Origin of the sequence: Viridibacillus sp. FSL R5-0888, assembly GCF_038009105.1 — a bacterium.
Lineage (GTDB): Bacteria > Bacillota > Bacilli > Bacillales_A > Planococcaceae > Viridibacillus > Viridibacillus arenosi.
In genome coordinates this window covers 2,538,036-2,560,227 of the sequence record NZ_JBBPAU010000001.1, presented here as the reverse complement: position 1 = coordinate 2,560,227, position 22,192 = coordinate 2,538,036, and the positions used below count along the sequence as shown (strand labels likewise).

The following is a 22,192-nucleotide window of genomic DNA, read 5'->3' as shown; positions in this document are numbered from 1 at the left end:
GTATGTCTAATTTTATTCAAGCTGAATTATTAAAAATGAAATCATCTTTATCGAAGAAATTACTTTTAGCTATTCCAATTTTCTTTCTAGCCTTTGCTATTTTTTCAAATATATATGCGGAGCAACAGCCGTCTACAAATGTTTTTTTAACAATTATTTATAATCTTTGGCCTATATTTTTCCTGCCTGTGGGTTTGGCTATGGCATGTGGGATGAATATTAATCAAGAGAAAAAAATTGGTGATTATAAAAACGTTTTGTCAAACAACATATCTTTATCCAAAATGTTTTTTTCTAAAGTTGTTGTAATTTTAATTTACCAATGTATCTCGGCAGTATTGATAGCTGCTGCGTCTATATTGGGTTCATTGCTAATATATAATGAATTGCCAATCATACCCCAAGTAATTATGACAACAGCGTTCATAATGATTGTTGCTTTACCATTAATTCCTTTCAGTTTAATTGTAAGCAAGTATATCGGTGTACTTATGACGACTCTAATAAACCTGATTGGTGCCGTCGGCTCAGTGTTTATCGCTTTAAAATCTTATTTTTGGGTTCTTCCTGGTGGAAGTATGTTAAGGGTACCAGCGGAAACAATGGGAATCCATCCTAATGGTACACCCATTGAAAACTTCAATTTAGTACCAGACTTTCATGTTTTAGCTATAGCTATGGGAGTTAGTGTGGTATATTTCCTAATTTTAATGTGGTTATCCAATAAAATTTTTAAAAGGAAGATGTATATATGAAATATTTAAATGTTATGCTTTATAAAATGGCAAAATCCTTTTGGTTTCTTATAATGATTTTAGCTCCTATTATATATGGTGTTAGCTTATATTTATATCTTGAGAGGTATGATTCTCTAAACCATATATTCGTTGACTATACGGTCTATTTTAATAGTGCAATACCATTTGGTATTTCGCTCATGATAAGTCTGTATGTTAGATACGAAGAACAGATAGGACACTTCAATCACCTTTTACAGTTGCGAAGCAGAAAAGAGTGGAGTACGGATTTAATCTTGGTAAGTTTAGGTTCGGTTATGTTCAGTACATTAGTTAGTTGCATACCATTATGGATGCTTATTGGTAATCATTTCACAGGGGATATTTTATTATATTCAATTTTAACAACGATATTTTCTTTACCTGTTATAATTATTTTATGGTTCATAGCAATAAAAATAAATACAAGTGTATGTCTCGGTATGGGAATCTTTTTCAGTATATTTATTATCTATTTTGGTGCAAACAGTTTAGGGGATTCCATATGGCAGTACATACCTTTACTGTATGGCACAAGATATTTACATCTGCTAACCATTGGTGACTATGGATATTCCACTTTGGTGTGGGGGCTATATACTAGTGTGAGTGTGATTTTATTCGTAGCATTTGTAATATGGTTTAATAAATGGGAGGGGAGGACAATTAGTGAATAAGAAAATATTGATTGCGGAAGACGAAGAAGATATGAGACAGATACTCTCGCTTCATCTGACTTCCAAGGGGTATATAGTTTCGGAAGCAAAAGATGGCATAGAAGCGATTGATAAAGCAGAAGCAGATGTTGACTTAATTCTGCTGGATATCATGATGCCAGGGTATGATGGATTAGAAGTGTGCAAACAAATTCGTAATCAAGTAATTTGCCCAATAATATTCATTAGTGCTGCTTCAGATTATATGAATAAGATGAAGGCATTTTCTTTAGGAGGAGATGACTTTATATCTAAACCTTTCTCCTTGAAGCTGTTAACATATAAGGTTGAAGCCTTATTTAAAATGAGAGAACGTCTTCTGCAAAAACATGATGAAAGTAAACGAAAAAAAATATTGATTGACGACCTAGTTGTTGATATAACTTCACGAGAGATTATGCATAATAAAAAGGTGATCCCCTTTACTAAAAAAGAATTTGATTTATTGGTCTTGTTGCTTTCATCGCCAAAGCAGGTTTTTACCAAAGAACATATATATGAGCGTATAAGTGGAATTGATGGACAAGGAGATGCAAGTTCTGTAGTGGAGCATATTAAAAATATAAGAAGTAAATTATTGTCTGCCGGTTTTCCTGAAAATTATCTACAAACAGTTTGGGGAATAGGGTACCAATGGAACAGTCAATAATCAAGGATATAAGAAGGTTATATATCAAAAGCATAATATGGACTATTATAATGAGTGTATTTACAATTATTATTTCAATTTTGGTTATTTTTGCAACTATTGAACGGACAGCTAATAATAGTGAAAAACTAGTTCATAAACAGAGCAAAAGCATGACGGATCATCCATCCGAATATATGAAGTCGTCTAAATTCAATGAGATGAAAAGGAATTTGAAAAAGAATGATATCATCCTAAACAAATTTAGCCCCAATGGTGAGTTTATTGATGGTAGTGAAAATTTCAGTGGTTTATTTCAGGGAGTAAATGTTGTTGATATGTTTAATAGTGCTCATTTTTACAAAGATTACTATCATCTCGTCCAGCCAATAGTAATTGAAAATCAAATTAAAGGACTTTGGGTTTATTCTTATCAGATAAAAAGTCGGCATTCTGTTTCTCGCTATATTATGTTTGGGTTAATAAGTATCACTTTAATATCACCGATTATTTATTTCATTATATTTTCGAGATCCTTTATTAATAAGCTTTATTATTCCGTAAAAGCTCCTTTGGAGGAGTTATTAAATGCGTCGATTATGATTAAAAATAAAAATTTGGAATTTAACCTTAGTTATAATAGTAATAATGAAATTGGCGAATTAACACAGTCATTTAGACAAATGCAAGGAGAACTAAAGAAGTCCTTATATAAAAATTGGCAACACGACTCAGAGTGGGCAGTTATGATGTCTAGCTTGTCACACGATCTAAAAACACCTGCTACACTCATTGCTTTAAGTACTGAAATGTTAAATAATGTGGACGATTTAACACCTAATCAACAATTACAGATAGATATTATAAATAGAAACGTCTTAAAGGTAAATAATATATTAGAAAGTATGGGACAAGCAAGTAATATCAAGGATCCAACACTGATTTATGATGTTACATCTATTGATGAATTAATCAAAGACGTGGAAAATGATTTTATTCACTTAATGGAAAAGAAAAATATTCAATATGAGCATAATTTGAAAATAAATAATCACGTGGAAATTCCTTACCTAAAGGTCAATCGAATCTTAGAGAATCTTTTTGCCAATGCTATTCAATATACGCCGGAAAATGGAAAAATTCGTTTTTTTGTTAATGAAAAAGGCAATTACATTCATTTCGCCATTGAGGATTCGGGAGTGGGAATAGAAAAGGAACACCGTGATTTGGTGTTTTCCAAACACTTTAGGGAAGATAGATCAAGATCTAATTCGTTGGGTAACGCTGGTTTAGGTTTGTTTATTACTAAAAAACTTGTTGATGAACTATACGGAAACATTGAAGTTGTAGATCCCTTAGTGTTATCGGGGGCACGTATTGAATTTAATATTCCGTATAAGTAATCTTTCCCTTTTTAAGTATGTAAACTTAAAAAGTTATAAATCTACAGATCCTATACGGAAGCCTAATTTCTCTCTAAAAGAAGGAGGAATTAGGCTTCTTTATTCTTCATTATTTTCAATATTTCACAAAAGGATGAATACAATACATTTATCATTGGGGGAAAATATAGTATGAGTACATTTGTTTATATGGTGAGACACGGTGAGTCGCCAAAAGAAGGAAATGAAAGAACAAGAGGATTAACCGAAAAAGGTTATTTAGATGCTCAACGAGTAACTGACATAATGAAAGATGAAGAAGTTGATGCAGTTGTTTCAAGTCCATACGTACGCTCAATTTTAACTGTTGAAAAGTTAGCTCAACAAATAGGGCGAAAAGTTTTAGTGTTTGAAGATTTAAAGGAGAGGATATTTTCTTCTGAAGACAATAGAGTATCTGATAAGGAATTGTTTCCACTTTTGGAGAAGTCATTTTCCGAAACAAATTTCTCTTTAGAGGGAGGAGAATCAAATGCTGATTGTCAAAAAAGAGCTATCAAAGTCTTAAAAGAACTATTAGATACCTTTAGAGATAAAAAAGTAGTGATAGGTACTCACGGGGCAGTTATGACCTTGATGATGGGACATTTCGATAGCACTTATGACTTGAATTTTTTACATAGCACATCAAAACCTGATATTTATAGAATGGAATTCAATGAACAGGAACTAGTGAATGTTCAAAGACTATGGGGTGTAAATATTGGTGTTAACCAATAAAAAATAATTTTTGTTATTGAACTAACGGGGGCTTTAGTAAAAGAAGAAAGGGTTCTACATATTAGTCATATCTAATATGTAGAACCCTTTAATTTTTCTATTTTTTTAAAAATTAGGTCTTGATAAAATTTATATCCCTCTCCTTTTTGTTTTACTAAATATCTTACTTCTGTAGTTGAAGATCTTTAAGTTATTCATCTTGTTTCTAATGAAATAAGGTAGTATGAGAGTGCTTGGCTCAGAGCCTCTGTTAATACTTATTAGCTTCAAAATAATTGGGTTCCTCAGGATAATATAGATCTTTACGTAAGCAGACATCTCGATGGGTGAGTGTTTCACCTTTAAAACGAATCCAAATTTCATCGTCTGCCATGACTCCATGTGTTTTACGTACAATGCCCCAGCGATTATAAGATTGCATATCCAGTGAAGCCAGTAATTCTTTTGCGTTGACCCGAGTAGGAGGGAAGGTTGAGATTGTGAAAGAATGTACTTAAACTAATGGAGCAGTTTAGTTTAATAAGCTATATTAGTATAAATATGGTAAGGTTTAGTAAAATTGAAAGAAACAATAACTTAAACGTAGTTTGTTCAACTTCCTCTATTGAACCAAGTGCATTATTTAGGGGGCTTTTAAATGGAGAAAATCTTAGTGAAAACAGGGATATATTCATTTGTTGTTTCTTTCTTCTTATTAGTAGTTTTTATGAAAATAGAAGAAAGCACAACTGATGTAGAGGGGATGACTTCATTTGTTGTAACACCTTATCCAGAGTTTTTCTTTAATATTTTTAGATATTCTATAATCACTTCAATCATTGCAGTTCTACTTGTATGTGTTTATATACTATCAAATAAGAAAAAATAGTAACAAAATCAAAAGATGTATTTTACTTTATAGACAATGTGAAGAAATGTACTTAAAGTAACGGGTGCTTTACTTGAAGAACATTGAGTTGCAATGCAGCTCTTTTTTTCTCTTTGTGCTAACGGTGCAGGTTAATAAATCAACGCTAAGAAGATTTAAAAATTATAATGGAGGTGATTAGCTTTGCAAAAATGCGAGAAATGCAATGCACATTTTAGTTGGAGTGAAATCTATAAATCCTTTTGGAGGAATTATAAACCGATCAAATGTAACGAATGCGATACAACGCATAAGATAACAATACCAAGCAGATTAATCTTTGTCTCATTCACTATTCTTCCAATGCTCATTTTTGGTTATTCCCTGCCCCCTTTTAGCAATGGTCTTGTGATACTTGGCATAGCTATTTTTATTTTTATAATTGGTTCTTTGTTGGCACCTTTTCTTGTTACTTATAAGAAGTCTTTGTGAACTAATGTACTTAAGCTAACGGGTGCTTTACTTGAAGATCATTGAGTTGCATACTAAATTTTATATTTGAAAAATATAATGCATTGGATTCTACTAATCTTTATTGGAATTTAATACTACATACTTCGAACTAATTATCTACTCTAATAAAATTAATATTGTAATATACTATTATAAATAGGTTAACAATGTTAATTTATGTTTTATTCAAAGAGCTCTAGAATGAACAGTAAAAAATACTATAAGGAGTCCTAAAATGAAAAAGAAAATAAACTATTTAATCTTACTTTTAACTGCCATCTTTATAGTTGGTTGTACTAACGTAGAAGATGCATCCGTTGCAGATAAAGAAACAGATTCACAAGAAGTAACCACAGTTAATACAAATAATAATGGAAAAGAAGAAACAATCACTACGGATGATGAGCCAGTAATAGAGGAAACACCAACCCAATCAAAAAATGACAAGTTCGCAGGATACAAATTTATTGAAGTTGATGGTGGTGATTTGTCAGGACATCGCGAACCTAACGTCGTCGTTGACATTGGTTTTGGGAACCGTAAGTACTATTCTTTCACCAACGAATATGGCCAAGTAATCCGTGTCATTGCTGACGAAATCGTTCTACAAGATGACGATAACGAACCTGTAACATCGTCTGGCAGATACTACAATGATGAAGCAAAAGTTCCTGGTGTAGAAAGTTCAGATTTAGATGAAGGACATATCATTGCAGATTCTCTCGGGGGGGTATCCAATGCTTACAATATTACTCCACAAGAAAGTACGCTTAACCGACATGGTGATCAAGCATATATGGAAGATGCCATTCGTAAAGCTGGTGGAGCTACTAATTTTGAAGCAATTATCACATATCCTAATACGGAAACGCATATTCCTTCTCATTATAAGTACACTTACACTTTAAAAGGGAATAAGATTGTAGATGAGTTTGATAACGGCAACCCTGATGAGATAAATAAATCTCTAGGCTTAACTGAAAGTAAATCAACTAACTCAAATAAGTCAACTAGTTCTAATAAGTCGAATGGCACTGAAGATATTTCAAGTGTTGATACAAACGGTAATGGACAGGTGACGATTAAAGAAGCAAAAGCAGCAGGTTTTAGTATGCCAATAACGAGTGATCATTGGTTATACCCATATATGCAAGATAATGATAAGGACGGTATGGTAGGTGAGTAAGCCCCTAGAACTTTGAGGCAAAATAAATGAACGAAAGAACAGTTTCCTCGTGGGTGTCTGTACTCACTAACAAGTGCTTTACTTGAAGATCATTGAGTTGCATATACAGCTCTTTTTTCTTTATTGAACTAAGGGGGCAGGTTAGTTGAACAATCGGGCCAGATTGTTATATAGTGAAATTTTTGACGTAGCATACTTTGGAATTCTAAATTTCCGAAGATGAAAGTAGATTGTTTTAATAAAATGACATTAAGTTAAACAGCGAATTATCATATTCTAGTATGATTCTAATGGATCATGCTTTTTATTTTGTAAATTTTTAAGGGGAATTTCATTTTAAGTGTTAACTTTTTTCGTTGTTAAAGGTCTTATAACTGAAAAGGAGGGGAGTAATGAGTGGGCATGATGAACTGTACATAGTTTTGCAAGAAAAAACAGCAACTATTTTTAAGTATTTAATTAAAAATGGCGCAAACCCTCGAGATGCTGAAGATATTATACAAGAATCCATCTATAAATTTATTTTAAATATTGATTCAGTTGATCCAAACAAAGCGTATAGTTGGCTATTTCGAGTAGCAATTAATCATTATTATGATTTGTGTCGCAAACAGAAAAGAGAAGTGAACATATCTTTTGACCACTTTGAGCTTGTAGACGATTCACTTTTACCAGAAGACTATGTTCAACAAATTGAGATGAAAAAAGAAATTGAAGAAATACTGAATCAACTCACCCCCTTACATAAGCAATTAATTTTATTGAAATATGTACTTGGATTAAGTTACGAAGAGATTTCTGAAATGCTGGATATAAATTTAGGTACATTAAAAACCTATTTATTCCGTGCAAGAAAATCCTTTAAAGACATATATCGAAAGGAGAATGAAAAACATGACAGAAAATAAAAAAGAACAGGAATTAAATGATTTTTTTGATGGAAAGTCAACAAGTACTATTTCAAAGGTTGTAAAAAAAGCAAAGAGAATAACGATACTCCGAAATATAGGTATCTCTTTATTTGTCATAGTTTTCTTGTTAATTACTTTAAGTTTGTCTTGGTTGTTTATTTTAAGGGGAAGTCAAGAAAAGGCGATGCGTGATATCGAGTTATTTAGCAGAATCACTAATCCTAATATTGAGTTATTAACGAGCCAAAACGAATCAAATGGTGTATTTGAAGGGATTTTAACGTTTAATCGATATAAAGAGATTGAAGGGATTCCAGTAGATTGGAGTAATCATGTTGTTAGGTATAGTCTGTTTGGTGGAATGAGCCGTTTCACAGGGCATTCATTAATACAGATTGAAGATAAAGAAGATGGACTTTATAGAAATTATGACAGTGAGACAAAGCAAAGAATGATGAGCTTTTATCATCCAGAGGTATTGTACAGCCAAATTCGTAATGACCTAAAAACCTTAAATAAATTTACAGATGATACTTTGATCGAATTAGGGGTTTCATTTAACCAAAAATATACACCGGAAGAAGTTCGTGAATTAATTCCAGAGAATATAACACTTAAATGGTACTGGGTAGATACTTATTCAGAAGAAGACATTCAATCATTAAACAAACACAAATATAAACCTAAGTCTCCTGAATTAGCTACTGAAATTTACGGTTTTAGTGAACGCCCTACCGAATCCTCTATGAGTGAGAAGCATTTTATTGATGATGTTCAATCGGGCTTGAATTATGAAGATGGAAAATACTTTGGGGAATTTAATCGTATATATAACAATTTAAAAGGTGATTCTGCAAAACTAGATCCTGAAAATATTGAGATAATAGGTGCTGTGGTAACAGGAACACCGAAAGAATTAGCTGAATTAAATGATATGGATACGGTTCGGGCAGCTGTACTAGGCGTAACTGTAAAACCATATTGAAAATAGATTGTTGTAACCATAGTTTGTGAAGAATTGTACTTAAATTAATGAGGTGCTTTAGTAGAAGATCTCGGAGCTGTTCAGACGGCTCTTTTTGCTTATTCAACTAAAGGGGCAGGTTAGTTCAATAAGCGCGGTTGGGTTTGCATTAAATTTCAAACAAAGTAAATTAGTGTTAATATTAAAATAATGTTTAGTTAATAATCCAAATAGTCAAAGAACAGGTCTGCTATTATGGTTTCAATGAGGAGGAATAACTTATGAAATACATTAAAGGCTTATATGTATCACTTGTACTAATGATGTTAGTTATTTATTTTGGTTAACACAACAGTATTTAAAGATGAATATTCAGGTATTGCTATGTTCATTTATTTAGGCATATTTTTAATGGGAACAACCTTTTTTATAAATGCCAAACAATTAAAAAATTAGGATGCTTAAATCAAGTTGTTTAACTAACGAAGGCGTTGATTTAAGATGGATTAACGTTCTTTTTTGGTGGAGTTATTGAATTATATAATTAGTATAGATGGGAATGAGGTTGAATAAATGAGGATCTTAGAGAAAATTATTACCTCTGTGCTTTCTACACTTATCTTTTCTCTGTCTTTAGCATTTTTAGAATATACACCAGTGGCAGAACAACAAGCTGGAATTGGTTATAACTCCTTGGAAGGGCTATATATCCTATATTTTTTTTATTCATTTCCTATTTATTTATTAGGTGGAGGATTTTATTCTTATTTAGTAGATGTATATTTTGATATTATTCAATTTCGTAATGAATTTCTAAAATATATTATTGGCTTCCTCGTATACGTAGCAGGTGGTTTATTAGTTGTTGGAGTACTTTCTGTAATTATATTGCTAACCGACGGGGGTACTGGTGGATTATTGACATTTGGCGCCCTTATGTTTGGTGCCTTGGCAGCTTTATTATTTTACCATATTTCCTTGATTTCTAAAAAAGCATTAAAATTGTTTGCAAGATAGAGAATAGTTTTATCTACTGTTATCGGGCGCGATTGTTTAATTAGTATCTCTTTTTCTTATTAAACTAACGGGGCAGGTTAATGCAAGAAGGGACGTGTTTTATGAAAGAGATTAAATCGACATCTATTCAACCTAATGTAAGAGAACTTTTATCCTTCGCAACCTCTGAAAAGAATGTCGAGAAAGAATATGAGATATATATGCAATCTCCAATAAGAGAGTTATATGGATATGACCTTGAAGATGAGGTTGTTGGTTGTATTGGAATAGAATTTTTAAGTCCAAAACGTTGTGAAATTAAACATATCGCAGTATCTCTAAATCATAGAGGAGTAGGTATTGGGAGTAAAATGATTAGCTTTATTTTGGAGAAATATTCTTCACCTTTTATGTTTGCTGAAACCGATAAAGATGCGGTGAATTTTTATGAAATTTATGGATTTAAGATAAAGAGTTTGGGTGAAAAATATCCAGGTGTGGAACGATTTCAATGTATTTTAAAAAGTTAATAGGACTAAGTCTTATTCAACAATTGGGTGCTTTACTTGAAGATCATTGAGTTGCATATGCAGCTCTTTTTTCTTATTGAACTAACGGGGCAGTTTAGTTGAAGAAAGTAATATCTGTAAGTTGATTTTAGTCTAGAAATACTGGATAATGTTGTGGTATAAATTAGTTTACAAAAGGATGACTGTCATGAAAAAAGCAGAGGAAATAGCCTCCTAAATCCAATAAAACATATTAGGAGGCGTTGTAATGAAATTTAATATAATTGATCGTGAAAATTGGAATCGAAAAGAGTACTTTGAACACTATTTACAACAACAAACAACATTCAGTATAACGAATGAAATTAATATTACTGTTCTTATGAAGAACTTAAAGAAGAAGAATTATAAGTTATATCCTGCGTTTATTTTTATGATTACAAAAATAGTTAATTCCCATCGAGAATTTAGAACCAGTTTTAACCCAGAAGGGAATTTAGGTTATTGGTCAGAAATATTGCCTTCTTATACAATTTTTGATAAGAAGACATACACATTTTCTAGCATCTGGTCACCAAATGTAAGTAGGTTTTCTGAATTTCATTCTCAGTATGAAAAAGATGTAGAAGAATACAATGGTACGGGTAGTTTATTTCCAAAGACTCCTATACCAGATAATAATATTCCGATATCTATGATCCCTTGGAGTTCTTTTACAGCATTTAATTTAAATATTAATAATGGTGGAGATTTTCTCTTACCCATAATAACTGGGGGTAAATATTCTCAAATAAAAGATGAATTGTTCTTACCTGTGTCGTTACAAATTCATCATGCTGTTTGTGATGGTTATCATGCAAGTGTTTTTATGAATGAATTACAAAGGTTTGCTGATGAAAGTGCAGACTGGCTCTAGTTGTTCATTGGGAAAATTTCTAAAAGGGGAACTGTGAAAGCAGTTCCTTTTTTTATAGAATTACAACCAAAGTTTATGAATAAATGTACTTAAGCTAACTGGTGCTTTACTTCAAGAAGGAGTGAAGCTTTTTTCTTATTGAACTAAAAGGGGCAATTTAGTTGAATAAGAGAAGGAGAGTTTTTATGTCGCATTTGACACAAAATGCGTAGTAACTAAAAAAGAAAAGGCGCATCACCTAAGTGATCACACCTTGAGATAAATTAATCCCAAACACGTACTCTTGGAACCCTTGCCATTCTCAAGTAATCCAGCAATTGGCCAGTATGGACTGATTCATGATAGGCGACTCTTAGCAACATGTCTCCCAAACTTCTTATGTAACCTGAATCAGAACGATCAATTTTAATACTTGTTAAATCTTCTTCAGAAAATGACTTAATAGTTTCTATGAAGTCATTTCTAAATGGTTCTGCTAATTTCAATTCCTCATTTACAGTGGTAAAAGGTTGTTTTTCGAAAGGAGAATCAAAGACTGCCAGACTACCTTGATTTTGGATAGCTAGATGGTAATAAAGTTCACTTTCTAAAACATGCCTAATCATCTCTATACAAGTCATTGCTTCGTCATCGGGTTTCCAATGTAGTATTTCTTGGGGAATAGATGTCCAAACCTTAGTACTTCTTCTTCGTACTTCGTTGAAATTTAAAAGAATTAAATCAATTGAGTTCATAATTTATTCTCCTTTAATTGGTATGTATTAAATATACATGAATGAACGTTCGAATAAAAGAGAGCAATTTTGGTTAAAACATTACGTCACAGTTCGACCAAAATACGTAATAGAAGAGAAGGTTCTTGTTCAACTAAAAGGGGAGTTTAGTTGAAGAAGCGAAAGAGGAAGAGAGTTACAAAATATTCTTGAATATATAGTAATATTTGAAACATCCATTTCATCTTTACGTATATATTAGACAGGATGTTGAACATTCATTTCTATTGTAAACTTGTACAAAGAGGAGGAATAGAATTGAAAAAGATGTTGCTATTATTTTCAAGTATTAGTTTAATTTTTTTATTAGTAGCGTGTTCAGAATATGGAGACGGTATGACCTATGAAGCTAAGGCTAGTGACTTTGAAGGAGGTTTTGAACATAATAGCCAGATGATTGTGGTTATTGGTGAAAAACTAATGATTAATGGTAATTATAATGCTGAAGAAAAACAGAAAACCGTTTTAGATAAAGTATTAGAATCAGAAGTAGATAATGAATTTCCGGCAAAGCGTATAGAAAAAACATATAAGAATGTAAAAATTAAAACAAAAAAAGATAAGTATTATATTACTGCTGACGATGGTATATCATTAGAATTTCAAAAAATTGGGGACCGCATTATAGTTGATGAAGAGGGTGCGGAATATTATACCGATAAATATCCGGAAAAATAGATAGTTTATTCATCCACTTAAAAGGTAAATACTAAAAGTTCTTATTGAACTAACGGGGCAGGTTAGTCCAAGAGTGATTTTTGAAGAAAAATCCATTGCTGCAAATAATTAAATGATATACTAATCATAAAATACGTTAAAAAGAGAGGATATACAATATAATGGTTGCAAAGACTAAAGAGGATTTTACTGGATTAAAGGTAATTGGTGAAATTTGTTCTGCTATTCGAGATGAATTAGTCCATAGTACGAAACCTGGAATTACCACAAAAGAACTCGATGAAATTGCGAGAGAGATGTTTGAAAAAGCAGGAGCTCAATCTGCCCCGAAAAGTGAATACGATTTTCCTGGTTATACGTGCATTAGCATAAATGAAGAAGTAGCGCACGGAATTCCGGGGAAACGGGCAATTCAGGAAGGGGACATTGTAAATATTGATGTTTCAGGTTCAAAAAACGGGTATTTCGCAGATACCGGAATTTCCTTTGTAGTAGGGGAAGGAGAGGCAATTTTACATAAAATATGTGACGTTGCTAAAGGAGCATTCGATGCTGGACTTAAGAAGGCAATGCCAGGTTCAAAAATAAGCGCGCTCGGAAAAGCTGCACACAATGTAGCAAAACAGCATGGCTTAACAGTCATAAAAAACCTTACTGGACACGGTATTGGGCGTTCGATTCATGAAGAACCAAAACACATTTTAAATTACTTCTCTCAATGGGATAACGAAATATTAAAAGATGGTATGGTAATTGCCTTTGAGCCTATGATCTCTACATTTGAAGAGGAAGTTTTCCAATCCGAAGATGGATGGACCTGCCTAACCGATAAAAGCTTTGTGGCTCAATACGAACATACGATTATCCTTACCAAGGAAGGACCGATTATTACTACATTGTAAGAGCACTAATACCACAACAAGGCGCGATTGTTTAATAACGTCGCTGTTCTTCTTAAGCTAACGGGTGATTTACTTGAAGAACATTGAGTTGCACATGCAGCTCTTTTTTTTATTGAACTAACGGAGCAGGTTAGTTGAAGAAGAAGTTGGGGGGATAGTATGAAAGAATGGTTTGGTTCTGCAGCAATTTGTATTAATGAGAACAAAGAAGTTTTGATGTAAAAGGTAGTAACTCTGAATCTTGGGCTATTCCTTCGGGTGGTATTGAACAAGGAGAAACACCAGAAGAATGTTGTATTAGAGAAGTTAAAGAAGAAACAGGATATGATATTGTCATTGAGGATAGCCTGTTTATTAAAGAAACTGAAATTAAAGGTTATAAAGTAAAAACTTATTACTTCAAAGAGAAAAAAATGGAGAAAGTAAAGGGATTAACGACCCCGATAACATTATTGTAGATGCTAGTTGGAAGTCACTTAGAGATATACAAAATATACAACACGCATATCCCGAGGACTTGGAAGTTTTAGAGAAACTTTTGAAATAGAGATTATTATTGAGTATGTAATATTTTTACTAACGGGTGCTTTACTTCAATAAGGAGTAGAGCCTTTTTCTTTTTGAACTAACGGTGCAGGTTAGTTCAATATACACTCCCTTATTCTGGTAAAATAAGAGTTGATTATGAAAATCACAGGGGGCAGATCATGAACGAGAACGAATTTTATGTTTATCATATCGTTACTAGGAATAAAATGAGCATGGGGCAGATAATTAACTTTGACAAGAACCAGAAAAATACCTTATATAGCTTCTTTTTTGAAAGGGAACAATTGAACTCTAAAGGTGAAGACTTTATTAAGATTTTATACGGTCATTATACAAATGAGGGTTTGAACATTAGTAAAGAGAATGCCGAAGTAGCTATTAAGTATGTGGGACAAACAATCAGAGCTATTAGAGAAGTGCTAGTAGAAATGGTTAGACTACAAGAACATCCTGAGTATCCTTCAAGATTGTCTTGCTTATACGCTGCTAAAAGCTATGAAGACGCTTTGAAATGGAAAGAAATATTTGATTCATACAATCGTAATGTTTTGCAGATTGTTAAACTTCGAGTTATTGGGAATTATTTTGAAGGTGATGCAAACCTTTTACCAAAGGAGGATGGGGTTCCTTTCTCTCAAAAAATTGAACAAGCTAGAGAATATTGGAAGGGTAACGTTAAAAACGAGCTTACTGAACTTTTGATAAATGGAACAATTGAAGTGGTAGAAATTGTTGATGATTTTTCATCTTAAATTCTGGAAAGTCGTTAAAGGTATGAATGTTAGGAGTAGAGCTTTTTCTTATTGAACTAACGGGGCAGTTTAGTTGAAATAGTCAAAGAGATTTTTCATTTTAAATGAGGTGATTAGGATTAGAGGTTTAACTTTTGAAATTCCAAATGGTTATGGAAAATATTTGTTTGAAATTTTAAGTGATCTAGAACTTAATGAATTAAATTGGCGAATTGGAGGAGGAGAATCTTATATTATAGAAATTAACACATTAGGGGAACCTTTATTTCCTTCTCTTTGTACAGTAAATGGGCAAACATTATCTGAGTTAATTTCAAAAGAAGAATATTATCTTATATTTGTCGATTTAAAGGCATTTGCGAATAAGTTAGATGTAAAAGAAATTGCAACTTATCAAGAATTTGTTGAAAGTGAATGTCAGTTTGTACTCTTAGTAGTGGATTCCTCATATGTAACGATTTATTCAAAAAAACAATACATAATTAAACAATTGTTTTCTAAGGCCGTAAATGCTGGTTACAAAAATGTGAAATATATTACAGATGAAAATGATAGCAATACAACGTTGATTGCTTTTTAATACCCTATTGTAGAAGTGATTTGTAATATATTGAGTAGAGTTGTATTTAAACAAACGGGTGCTTTAGTAAGAAGACCTTTGAGCTGTCCAGACAGATTTTTTTCTTATTCAACTAAAGAGGCAGTTTAGTTACAGAGGGTATAAATTAAGGGATTCGGAGATGTATGATGGCAAAGAAAAAAAGAAAAGCAGAAAAGCAGGATGGGTTTTTTAAAGAAATTTTAGGTGAGATTGGTGGTTCTATAATATTTGAAGTGGTCTGGAACATTATAATTTTTATACCAAGAATGATAATTCGCTTGATATCAAGCATTTGGTGAAGTCATTAATTCTTATTGAACTAACGGGTGCTTTACTTCAATAAGGAGTAGAGCCTTTTTCTTATTGAACTAACGGGGCAGGTTAGTTTAACAAGATTTTAATACTTTGACAAATTTATGTAGGTAAATGTTAGAATTGTTCATATGATTTTGTGTAATTTAGAGAGAGGTTGGCTATGTCAAAAAATGTGAAATGGTTTTCCTTGGAGGTGTGATAGGGGTATATATTTATCTTTTGTTTAATCATTTTATAGGTAAGGGCAAATCTAAAAGGTTGCAAATTAGTAATTGATATTAATAAATTTTTTTAACTAACGAGGGCTTTGGTAGAAGATCTGAGCTGTTCAGACAGCTCTTTTTTTATTGAACTAAAGTGGCAGATGAGTTGAAGAAAAGTGTGAAAGGCGGGGCGAAAGTAAAAATCTAACAAAGGGGAGTATTGAAATGAAGAAAATAATTTTAATGTTAATTACTTTGATTTTAACAGGCTGTAATGGATTTCCGAACGGTACTATTAGTCAACCAGAAGGCAAAGTGATCGTGGGTGGGGAACAATATACAATGATGTCAGGTGGTTACGAGTGGAAAGAAGACAACATTGAAATTAGTACAAAAAGTATTCCCGATATAAATGAATTAGCTGAACTTTTCGAAACAATAGAAGTCGATAAAGGTGATACTTTAAAATTTGAAATTGATAAAAATCCTTCTTCCATTACGGTAACTAAACTGAATGAAGATGGTACAATTGACAGTGTTGAAATTGAAGATAATAAAATTACTTTACCATCAAAAGAGGGCTATTATATTTATGAACTTAATACAATATGGGATCAAGGAAAAGAAACTTTTATTTTTGATATTAATGTCAAATAAAAATGTAGCGACTTCGGAGTTTCAAAGGATTTTAAACGAGCGGAAGACATTAGAGCTGTGGTATACAACTACAGCTCTTTTTTTCTTTATTGAACTAACGGGGCAGATTAGCTGAAGAAAGAATAGTTTATTTCCGCAGTTGAGGAAGGTCAATAAGCCTTCCTCTATTTTTATTTATTAGAGGTAATGAACTATGAAAGCAATAACAAACTAACCTTTAGTTTTATTAAAACGTAAAAGTTTAGCTCCAAGTGGAGCTTTTGTTGTATGGAAATGACCATACTTTAAAATTTTATTGATTTAATTTTCCTGTAAAGAAGGATTTATGAATCATTATTGAATAATTTAAAGCCCAGGTACTCAATTAATTTTGAGCCTAGACTTTTTTTTGCGCTTATTATAGCTTCTCTAACATTCTTATTAGGGCTGTTAAAACAAATGTAGTGATAACTGCAATTATTAAAATTCCAATGGAAGATAACTCAACGGATGTAAGGTGGAAAGTTTTCATCCAATAATATCCTACAATTATAGAGAAAAATGACGACAAAACAGAGATTATTAAACCTAGAAATCCTAATTCGTCTAGCTTTTGTTCTGTTAAACCTACAAGGCTTAATATCTTAGAGAAAATACCAGCAATTATAAATAGTGCAAAAGATAAAATTAATAATGACATTATTCCTGAATGAGTAATTTCATTAGGCACGAATTTAACTAAAGCCATCATTATAAATGCAGGTAGAAAAATAGGTAATATTAAACCGGCAATAATAACGAATGAAGCGAAAAATTTATTTTTATTTGGTTTACTCATACATCCTCCTGAAAAAATCGTAAAAAACGTGATTAAAATATAGCACATTAAAATAATTAACAGCATTTTATTGTTTTTTCTGATAAAATTGGAAAACGACATCAAACGAACGATATTTTTAAACTGAATTAAAAAAGAAAACAAATCATTTTTACATTTTTTAATTTTCATACTTTCCTTTGTTTATAAAAAGTTGAATGAGCATACATTACACATAGTAAGATTGTGAAGAAATGTACTTAAACAAACGGGTGCTTTACTTCAATAGGGAGTAGAGCCTTTTTCTTATGGAACTAACGGAGCAGGTTAGTGTTATTAATCAAGGGTGAATCGAATTGTATATTATTAAATTGATTCTTGCTGTGTTTGTAATGGCAATTTCAGCATACTGCTTTATCACAAAAGATTATTTGTATGCTCCAATATCATCTTTATTGCTTGGAATTTTAATTGCAATTATAGGAATAGATGAATTTAAAAATAATGGTAAAAATAGTAGATGTATGTTTTTTATACCAGTATCTATATTAGTTATTGTCGTGGTTTTATTTAGTTTCTAATTATATTTAGGTGCGTTTATGTTGGTAATAGGATTAGACGATACTGATTTGTATTTTCCATCGAAAAAAGATTTGTGGATTTATCCTATCTATTGAGGGTGTACCATAGCTTGCTTTGCCGCTTTGGTTGCAGGCAGAGATTATATGGTATTAGTTTTTACTGTTCCATTGGCATTTCTATTGGCTTGTGGATGGTATAAAACGGGGTATGAAGTAAAGGCAGATTATTTAATCATATATAGCGGACCTCTAAAAAAGAAGATATTAATAACAGATATTAAAAGTATGAAACAAACAATGAACCCTTTAGCATCCTATGCATTATCGATAGATCGTCTAGAAATCATTTATGCTTCTGATTTCAATATGGCGCTTATATCTCCAAAAGATAAGGATAGTTTCATAAAGTTAGTGAAAAAAGTGAACCCTAAAATCAATTTAGAGAGATAGTAATAGTTAAAACTAAGTAATTCTTTAAAGGGGACATAGTAATTGAAGAAAATAAAAAACTAGGACGCTTCAATTATGAGTATAACGGGATTATTAATAATTGAAGCATTTTTAGCGGGAAGTTCAATTTAAAATTACTTGCAATGATGTTCATTGGTTGGACAGTAGGATATTTAATTTCCTATTATTTTGATAAAAAGAATAATAAGTAGGCTTATTGAACGAACAATTTAATCGTTCGATTGAACGGTATTGGCTATCGTTCAATCGAACAAATTTTTTTTTACATCACATCAAATGGCTACTTCTCTAATTCCTCTTTTAATAGCTTAATAAAATTCTGTGAGGTTTTCGATAAGAAATGATCCTTTAACCAAATAAGTCCAGAAGAGCTGTTTAATGCTTCGTTACTGATTTTGACAGCATGAATTTTGTAGCCCTTTTGCTGTCTAATGACGGTTTCTGGTACAACAGAAGCGTAGAATCCGCTTTCGACTAGCTCTAGTAATAGAGCAATGTCTGAACACTCAGAAAGACGAGGGGTTGCAAGACCATAATTTGAGAATTGCTCCATGATTATATAGTGTAAACCAAGGCCTTCAGTGCTTGGAATGATGAGCGGGTAGTGATGTATGTCCTCGTAAGTTACAGTAGAAGAAGGCAAGATTTCTTTAGAAGAACAAATGAAATAGAATGGTTCCGTTTTAAGATGTAGGATTGAAAAGTCATTCAATTCGAGAGGAAAACGAATGATGGCTAGCTCAAGTATTCGGTCACGGACTAATTGGCATAGCTGCGCAGAATCATTTTGTTGGATTTTAAACGTAATATGTGGATGCTGCTGATGATAACGTTGAATAGTAGTAGATAAATGTTCATTTGATAAAGTATTTACGCCCAGAGTTAAAGTTCCGTGTTCCCCGTTTGCTGTTTCCCTAACCTCTCGTTCAGATTCTTCCATATACTTCGTAATTTTCAATGCATGTTTATAAAGCGTTTGCCCTGCATCTGTTAACTCCAGCGTTCTTCCTCGTCTTTCAAACAACTGCACATTCAAATGGTTTTCCATGTTTTTTAGTTGCTGACTCAAAGGAGGTTGCGATAGGTGTAGCTTTGTAGCAGCTGCAGAAATTGTTTTTTCCTCAACGATGGCAATAAAATAACGTAATTGGCGAATATCCACTTTTCCAGCCTCCTTTCTATATATGAAAAAGATATGTAAAACTAACAAAATGAATATTATTAGTATACTAAACTTCATGATACGATAAAGACGAAATATTTGTAAAATAAATCGCTAGAGGCAAAAGTGTTGCTTCATATAGAGAGGGGAAATTTAAATGGATTCAAAACAATGGTTAATGAATGTATTGCTTGAAACGGGATTTCACTATGAAAACGGACATGTTGTAGCAACGAAAACAGAATTGGTACATCTTCTGATTGAGGAAGGCAAGATTACGAAAATGACCCCTCAAAGTACGAAAATAGAGGATGATGTTCCAAAGCAGGATGCAAATGGCTTGCTGGCACTCCCTTCTTTTGTGGAAAAACATTGTCATTTAGATAAGACTCTGCTTGGAGATAAGTGGACTGCTAATATTCCAGCCCCTTCGATATTTGACCGATTTGAAATTGAAAAGGAACGTTTACCACAATTAGAAGTGCCGATGGAAGAACGCGCCTCCATTTTAATTGATACGATGTTGAAGTCGGGTGTTACACATATTCGAACACATGTGGATTTATATCCTGAGGTTGGGTTGAATTATTTAGAGACGATCAAAAAGGCATTAGCTCGTTATGAAGGTAAATTAACGCATGAAATTGTTGCCTTTCCTCAACATGGATTGCTTCGAACAAATGCTTCAGAAATTGTGAAGGAGGCATTGACTAAAGGCGCGACACTAGTAGGAGGAGTAGATCCAGCCTCGGTAGATGGAGATATGGAAAAGTCCGTGAAAGAATTATTTAATCTAGCGAATCTAACGAATTCAGGCATTGACCTTCATTTACATGACCGCGGTGAAGTGGGTCTTACAACAATAAAAGAAGTAGCAAGACTGACAGTGGAATATCAAATGCAGGGAAGAGTGGCGATAAGTCATGCTTTTGCACTTGCAGATATGGTAGGGGAAGAAGCTAAGGAAATTATGCTCATGCTTGCAGAAGCCAAAGTTGCAATCATTTCAAGTGTACCTCTTGGAGATAGAGTTCCTCCGTTACCTACACTGGATGAACATCAAGTCGAAGTAGCAATTGGTTGTGACAACATATATGATTCTTGGTCTCCTTTTGGAAACGGGGACATTCTTGAACGACTTGGTCGATTTGCCCAAAGGTTTAATTATGTAACTGAACAAAAGCTTGCTACTTCACTTAAGTTCATCACAAATGGTGTGACACCACTTAATGAGCAAGGTGAACAAGTGTGGCCGGCTATTGGTATGGATGCAAATATGGTATTGGTTTCAGCAAGTTGTTCCGCAGAGGCTGTAGCAAGAAAATCAGAGAGACATGCCACTATTTTCAAAGGGAATATTGTTGCAGGTTGCCTTTCAACGAAGGGAGAGGAAACACGATGAGAAATTACTGGTTGTTAAATGTTCGTTTGGAAAATGGATATATTTATAATGAAAATACGGTTGTTGGAACGGAAACGAAAATCCAACATATTCGAATTGAAGCGGGAAAAATTGCTGAAATAACCAATGTACTGCCAGAAGGTGACTATGACTCTTACGATGCAAAGGGTATGTTAATGCTCCCTTCTTTTAAGGAATTTCATATTCACATTGATAAAACTTACTTCGGTGGGGCATGGCGCGCTGTACGTCCTGTTACAAGTATTTTTGAACGAATTAAGGAAGAAGAAAAGCTACTGCCTGAGCTATTGCCAACTGCAAAAGGAAGAGCACTCCATATGCTAGAAACAGTGCTAAACTACGGATCAACACATGTACGAGCACATACAAATATTGATCCATCTATTGGTTTGAAAAATTTAGAAGTAACCGTTGAAGCATTTGAAACATATCAAAATAAGCTTTCACATGAAATTGTTGCTTTCCCTCAGCATGGATTATTACGTTCAAATATGGTAGAAGAAATAAGACAGGCGCTAAGAAGTGGGGCAACCCATGTAGGTGGTGTAGATCCTAGCTCGGTTGATGGCGATATTGAGCGCTCGTTAAATACAATTATGGATCTTGCTGTTGAAGCAAATGCAGGTATTGATATTCATCTGCATGACGGTAAAGAAGCTGGTTTAAAAACGCTACAAAAACTTGCTGACTTAACAGAGGAAGCAGGCTGGAAAGATAGAGTAACAGTGAGCCATTGTTTTGCACTTGCAGACATGTCTCCAACTGATTTTAAGGAAATCTCATGTCGCTTTGCCAAACTTGGCATTTCAGTTGCCTCTACCGTTCCTTTTGGCAAGATAATTATGCCACTACCAGAACTGAATGAGAGTGGAGTTCCTGTCTATTTAGGCACTGACAGCATTAACGATCATTGGTCTCCATTTGGTAATGGTGATAATTTAGAGAAAGCAGGATTATTTGCAGAGCTATATCGAAATAGTACTGAACAAAAGCTATCTCAGACATTGGGCTTTATTACGGGGGGGAAGACACCGCTCAATCAAAAAGGAGAACAGGTTTGGCCTAAGATTGGTGACGAAGCGAATATTGTCTTTGTTGAAGCAAGCTGCTCTGCTGAAGCTGTAGCAAGACGATCACATCGAAAAGCCGTGATATATCAAGGTAAGCTAGTTGCGGGCAATGATAAGGATTAATCAAAAATAGAA

28 protein-coding genes are annotated in these 22,192 nt (G+C 33.1%); 24 read left to right on the top strand and 4 right to left on the bottom strand.

The features are described from left to right. The first annotated feature begins 2 nt into the window (after nt 1-2). From MKY02_RS12700 to MKY02_RS12680, 5 genes are all read left to right on the top strand, one after another. A complete protein-coding gene (locus tag MKY02_RS12700) occupies nt 3-755 on the top strand; it encodes a lantibiotic immunity ABC transporter MutE/EpiE family permease subunit (RefSeq protein WP_038191266.1) in 753 nt (250 codons plus the stop codon). Continuing rightward, the gene (locus MKY02_RS12695) at nt 752-1,453 is read left to right on the top strand and encodes a BsaG family lantibiotic immunity ABC transporter permease subunit (protein ID WP_038191268.1); all 702 of its coding nucleotides are present in this window, start codon (nt 752-754) and stop codon (nt 1,451-1,453) included. Before MKY02_RS12700 ends, MKY02_RS12695 begins: the two co-directional genes overlap by 4 nt. Next, on the top strand, nt 1,446-2,141 hold the full coding sequence (locus tag MKY02_RS12690; RefSeq protein ID WP_038191270.1) for a response regulator transcription factor: 696 nt from the start codon (nt 1,446-1,448) through the stop codon (nt 2,139-2,141). The genes MKY02_RS12695 and MKY02_RS12690 overlap by 8 nt, the downstream gene beginning before the upstream one ends. Beyond that, complete coding sequence (locus MKY02_RS12685) at nt 2,126-3,523, top strand: HAMP domain-containing sensor histidine kinase (RefSeq protein ID WP_038191272.1); 1,398 nt, start codon at nt 2,126-2,128, stop codon at nt 3,521-3,523. The genes MKY02_RS12690 and MKY02_RS12685 overlap by 16 nt, the downstream gene beginning before the upstream one ends. A gap of 171 nt (nt 3,524-3,694) precedes the next feature. Then, on the top strand, nt 3,695-4,282 hold the full coding sequence (locus MKY02_RS12680) for a histidine phosphatase family protein (protein WP_038191276.1): 588 nt from the start codon (nt 3,695-3,697) through the stop codon (nt 4,280-4,282). A gap of 250 nt (nt 4,283-4,532) precedes the next feature. On the opposite strand, the gene MKY02_RS12675 is transcribed toward MKY02_RS12680, so the two are convergent. Next, nucleotides 4,533-4,703, bottom strand: coding sequence for a hypothetical protein (locus MKY02_RS12675; protein ID WP_235175789.1), 171 nt, complete (start codon nt 4,701-4,703; stop codon nt 4,533-4,535). Between the two features lie 216 nt (nt 4,704-4,919). Here MKY02_RS12675 and MKY02_RS12670 point away from each other — a divergent pair, with 216 nt between their 5' ends. From MKY02_RS12670 to catA, 8 genes are all read left to right on the top strand, one after another. Beyond that, nucleotides 4,920-5,150 (top strand): hypothetical protein, encoded by a 231-nt coding sequence (locus MKY02_RS12670; protein WP_038191278.1) that lies wholly within the window; start codon nt 4,920-4,922, stop codon nt 5,148-5,150. A 183-nt stretch (nt 5,151-5,333) separates the two neighbouring features. Next, nucleotides 5,334-5,621: a TIGR04104 family putative zinc finger protein gene (locus MKY02_RS22040; protein ID WP_076035392.1), complete on the top strand. Its 288-nt coding sequence runs from the start codon at nt 5,334-5,336 to the stop codon at nt 5,619-5,621. A 256-nt stretch (nt 5,622-5,877) separates the two neighbouring features. Next, a complete protein-coding gene (locus tag MKY02_RS12665) occupies nt 5,878-6,828 on the top strand; it encodes a DNA/RNA non-specific endonuclease (protein WP_340711300.1) in 951 nt (316 codons plus the stop codon). A gap of 392 nt (nt 6,829-7,220) precedes the next feature. After that, nucleotides 7,221-7,736 (top strand): RNA polymerase sigma factor, encoded by a 516-nt coding sequence (locus MKY02_RS12660; protein ID WP_340711299.1) that lies wholly within the window; start codon nt 7,221-7,223, stop codon nt 7,734-7,736. Further along, nucleotides 7,723-8,724 (top strand): anti sigma factor C-terminal domain-containing protein, encoded by a 1,002-nt coding sequence (locus MKY02_RS12655; RefSeq protein WP_340711298.1) that lies wholly within the window; start codon nt 7,723-7,725, stop codon nt 8,722-8,724. The genes MKY02_RS12660 and MKY02_RS12655 overlap by 14 nt, the downstream gene beginning before the upstream one ends. A gap of 552 nt (nt 8,725-9,276) precedes the next feature. Then, nucleotides 9,277-9,720 carry a hypothetical protein gene (locus tag MKY02_RS12650; RefSeq protein WP_038191299.1) on the top strand — a complete coding sequence of 148 codons (444 nt, stop codon included), beginning with the start codon at nt 9,277-9,279 and terminating at the stop codon, nt 9,718-9,720. Nucleotides 9,721-9,821: 101 nt separating this feature from the next. Further along, nucleotides 9,822-10,229 (top strand): GNAT family N-acetyltransferase, encoded by a 408-nt coding sequence (locus MKY02_RS12645; protein ID WP_038191301.1) that lies wholly within the window; start codon nt 9,822-9,824, stop codon nt 10,227-10,229. 247 nt (nt 10,230-10,476) lie between these two features. Beyond that, complete coding sequence (gene catA / locus MKY02_RS12640) at nt 10,477-11,124, top strand: type A chloramphenicol O-acetyltransferase (protein WP_038191303.1); 648 nt, start codon at nt 10,477-10,479, stop codon at nt 11,122-11,124. A 263-nt stretch (nt 11,125-11,387) separates the two neighbouring features. On the opposite strand, the gene MKY02_RS12635 is transcribed toward catA, so the two are convergent. Beyond that, nucleotides 11,388-11,858 carry a DinB family protein gene (locus MKY02_RS12635; protein ID WP_038191305.1) on the bottom strand — a complete coding sequence of 157 codons (471 nt, stop codon included), beginning with the start codon at nt 11,856-11,858 and terminating at the stop codon, nt 11,388-11,390. Between the two features lie 297 nt (nt 11,859-12,155). Here MKY02_RS12635 and MKY02_RS12630 point away from each other — a divergent pair, with 297 nt between their 5' ends. From MKY02_RS12630 to MKY02_RS12600, 7 genes are all read left to right on the top strand, one after another. Then, on the top strand, nt 12,156-12,575 hold the full coding sequence (locus MKY02_RS12630) for a hypothetical protein (RefSeq protein ID WP_340709086.1): 420 nt from the start codon (nt 12,156-12,158) through the stop codon (nt 12,573-12,575). A 161-nt stretch (nt 12,576-12,736) separates the two neighbouring features. Further along, on the top strand, nt 12,737-13,477 hold the full coding sequence (gene map / locus MKY02_RS12625; protein WP_340711297.1) for a type I methionyl aminopeptidase: 741 nt from the start codon (nt 12,737-12,739) through the stop codon (nt 13,475-13,477). Between the two features lie 248 nt (nt 13,478-13,725). Continuing rightward, entirely contained in the window at nt 13,726-13,935 is a 210-nt protein-coding gene (locus tag MKY02_RS12620) for an NUDIX hydrolase (RefSeq protein ID WP_340709432.1), read from the top strand. Nucleotides 13,936-14,184: 249 nt separating this feature from the next. After that, nucleotides 14,185-14,778 (top strand): DUF2441 domain-containing protein, encoded by a 594-nt coding sequence (locus MKY02_RS12615; RefSeq protein ID WP_340709085.1) that lies wholly within the window; start codon nt 14,185-14,187, stop codon nt 14,776-14,778. A 109-nt stretch (nt 14,779-14,887) separates the two neighbouring features. Then, nucleotides 14,888-15,358: a DUF2691 family protein gene (locus MKY02_RS12610; RefSeq protein WP_340709084.1), complete on the top strand. Its 471-nt coding sequence runs from the start codon at nt 14,888-14,890 to the stop codon at nt 15,356-15,358. A 167-nt stretch (nt 15,359-15,525) separates the two neighbouring features. Further along, entirely contained in the window at nt 15,526-15,678 is a 153-nt protein-coding gene (locus MKY02_RS12605) for a hypothetical protein (RefSeq protein ID WP_155981217.1), read from the top strand. Between the two features lie 444 nt (nt 15,679-16,122). Beyond that, nucleotides 16,123-16,554: a hypothetical protein gene (locus MKY02_RS12600; RefSeq protein WP_053418051.1), complete on the top strand. Its 432-nt coding sequence runs from the start codon at nt 16,123-16,125 to the stop codon at nt 16,552-16,554. A gap of 397 nt (nt 16,555-16,951) precedes the next feature. Here the strand turns inward: MKY02_RS12600 and MKY02_RS12595 are convergent, their stop codons facing one another. Further along, nucleotides 16,952-17,371, bottom strand: coding sequence for an epimerase (locus tag MKY02_RS12595; RefSeq protein WP_340711296.1), 420 nt, complete (start codon nt 17,369-17,371; stop codon nt 16,952-16,954). A gap of 335 nt (nt 17,372-17,706) precedes the next feature. Between MKY02_RS12595 and MKY02_RS12590 the strand changes: the two genes are divergently transcribed. Further along, entirely contained in the window at nt 17,707-17,931 is a 225-nt protein-coding gene (locus MKY02_RS12590) for a hypothetical protein (RefSeq protein ID WP_340711295.1), read from the top strand. Nucleotides 17,932-18,075: 144 nt separating this feature from the next. Then, on the top strand, nt 18,076-18,381 hold the full coding sequence (locus MKY02_RS12585) for a PH domain-containing protein (RefSeq protein ID WP_445329611.1): 306 nt from the start codon (nt 18,076-18,078) through the stop codon (nt 18,379-18,381). Nucleotides 18,382-18,682: 301 nt separating this feature from the next. Here the strand turns inward: MKY02_RS12585 and MKY02_RS12580 are convergent, their stop codons facing one another. Beyond that, on the bottom strand, nt 18,683-19,564 hold the full coding sequence (locus MKY02_RS12580; RefSeq protein ID WP_038191353.1) for a LysR family transcriptional regulator: 882 nt from the start codon (nt 19,562-19,564) through the stop codon (nt 18,683-18,685). Between the two features lie 157 nt (nt 19,565-19,721). Between MKY02_RS12580 and MKY02_RS12575 the strand changes: the two genes are divergently transcribed. Together MKY02_RS12575 and MKY02_RS12570 are read left to right on the top strand one after the other, a co-directional pair. Beyond that, nucleotides 19,722-20,966, top strand: coding sequence for an amidohydrolase (locus MKY02_RS12575; protein WP_038191360.1), 1,245 nt, complete (start codon nt 19,722-19,724; stop codon nt 20,964-20,966). Next, nucleotides 20,963-22,180, top strand: coding sequence for an amidohydrolase (locus MKY02_RS12570; protein ID WP_076035385.1), 1,218 nt, complete (start codon nt 20,963-20,965; stop codon nt 22,178-22,180). The genes MKY02_RS12575 and MKY02_RS12570 overlap by 4 nt, the downstream gene beginning before the upstream one ends. Nucleotides 22,181-22,192 lie beyond the last annotated feature (12 nt).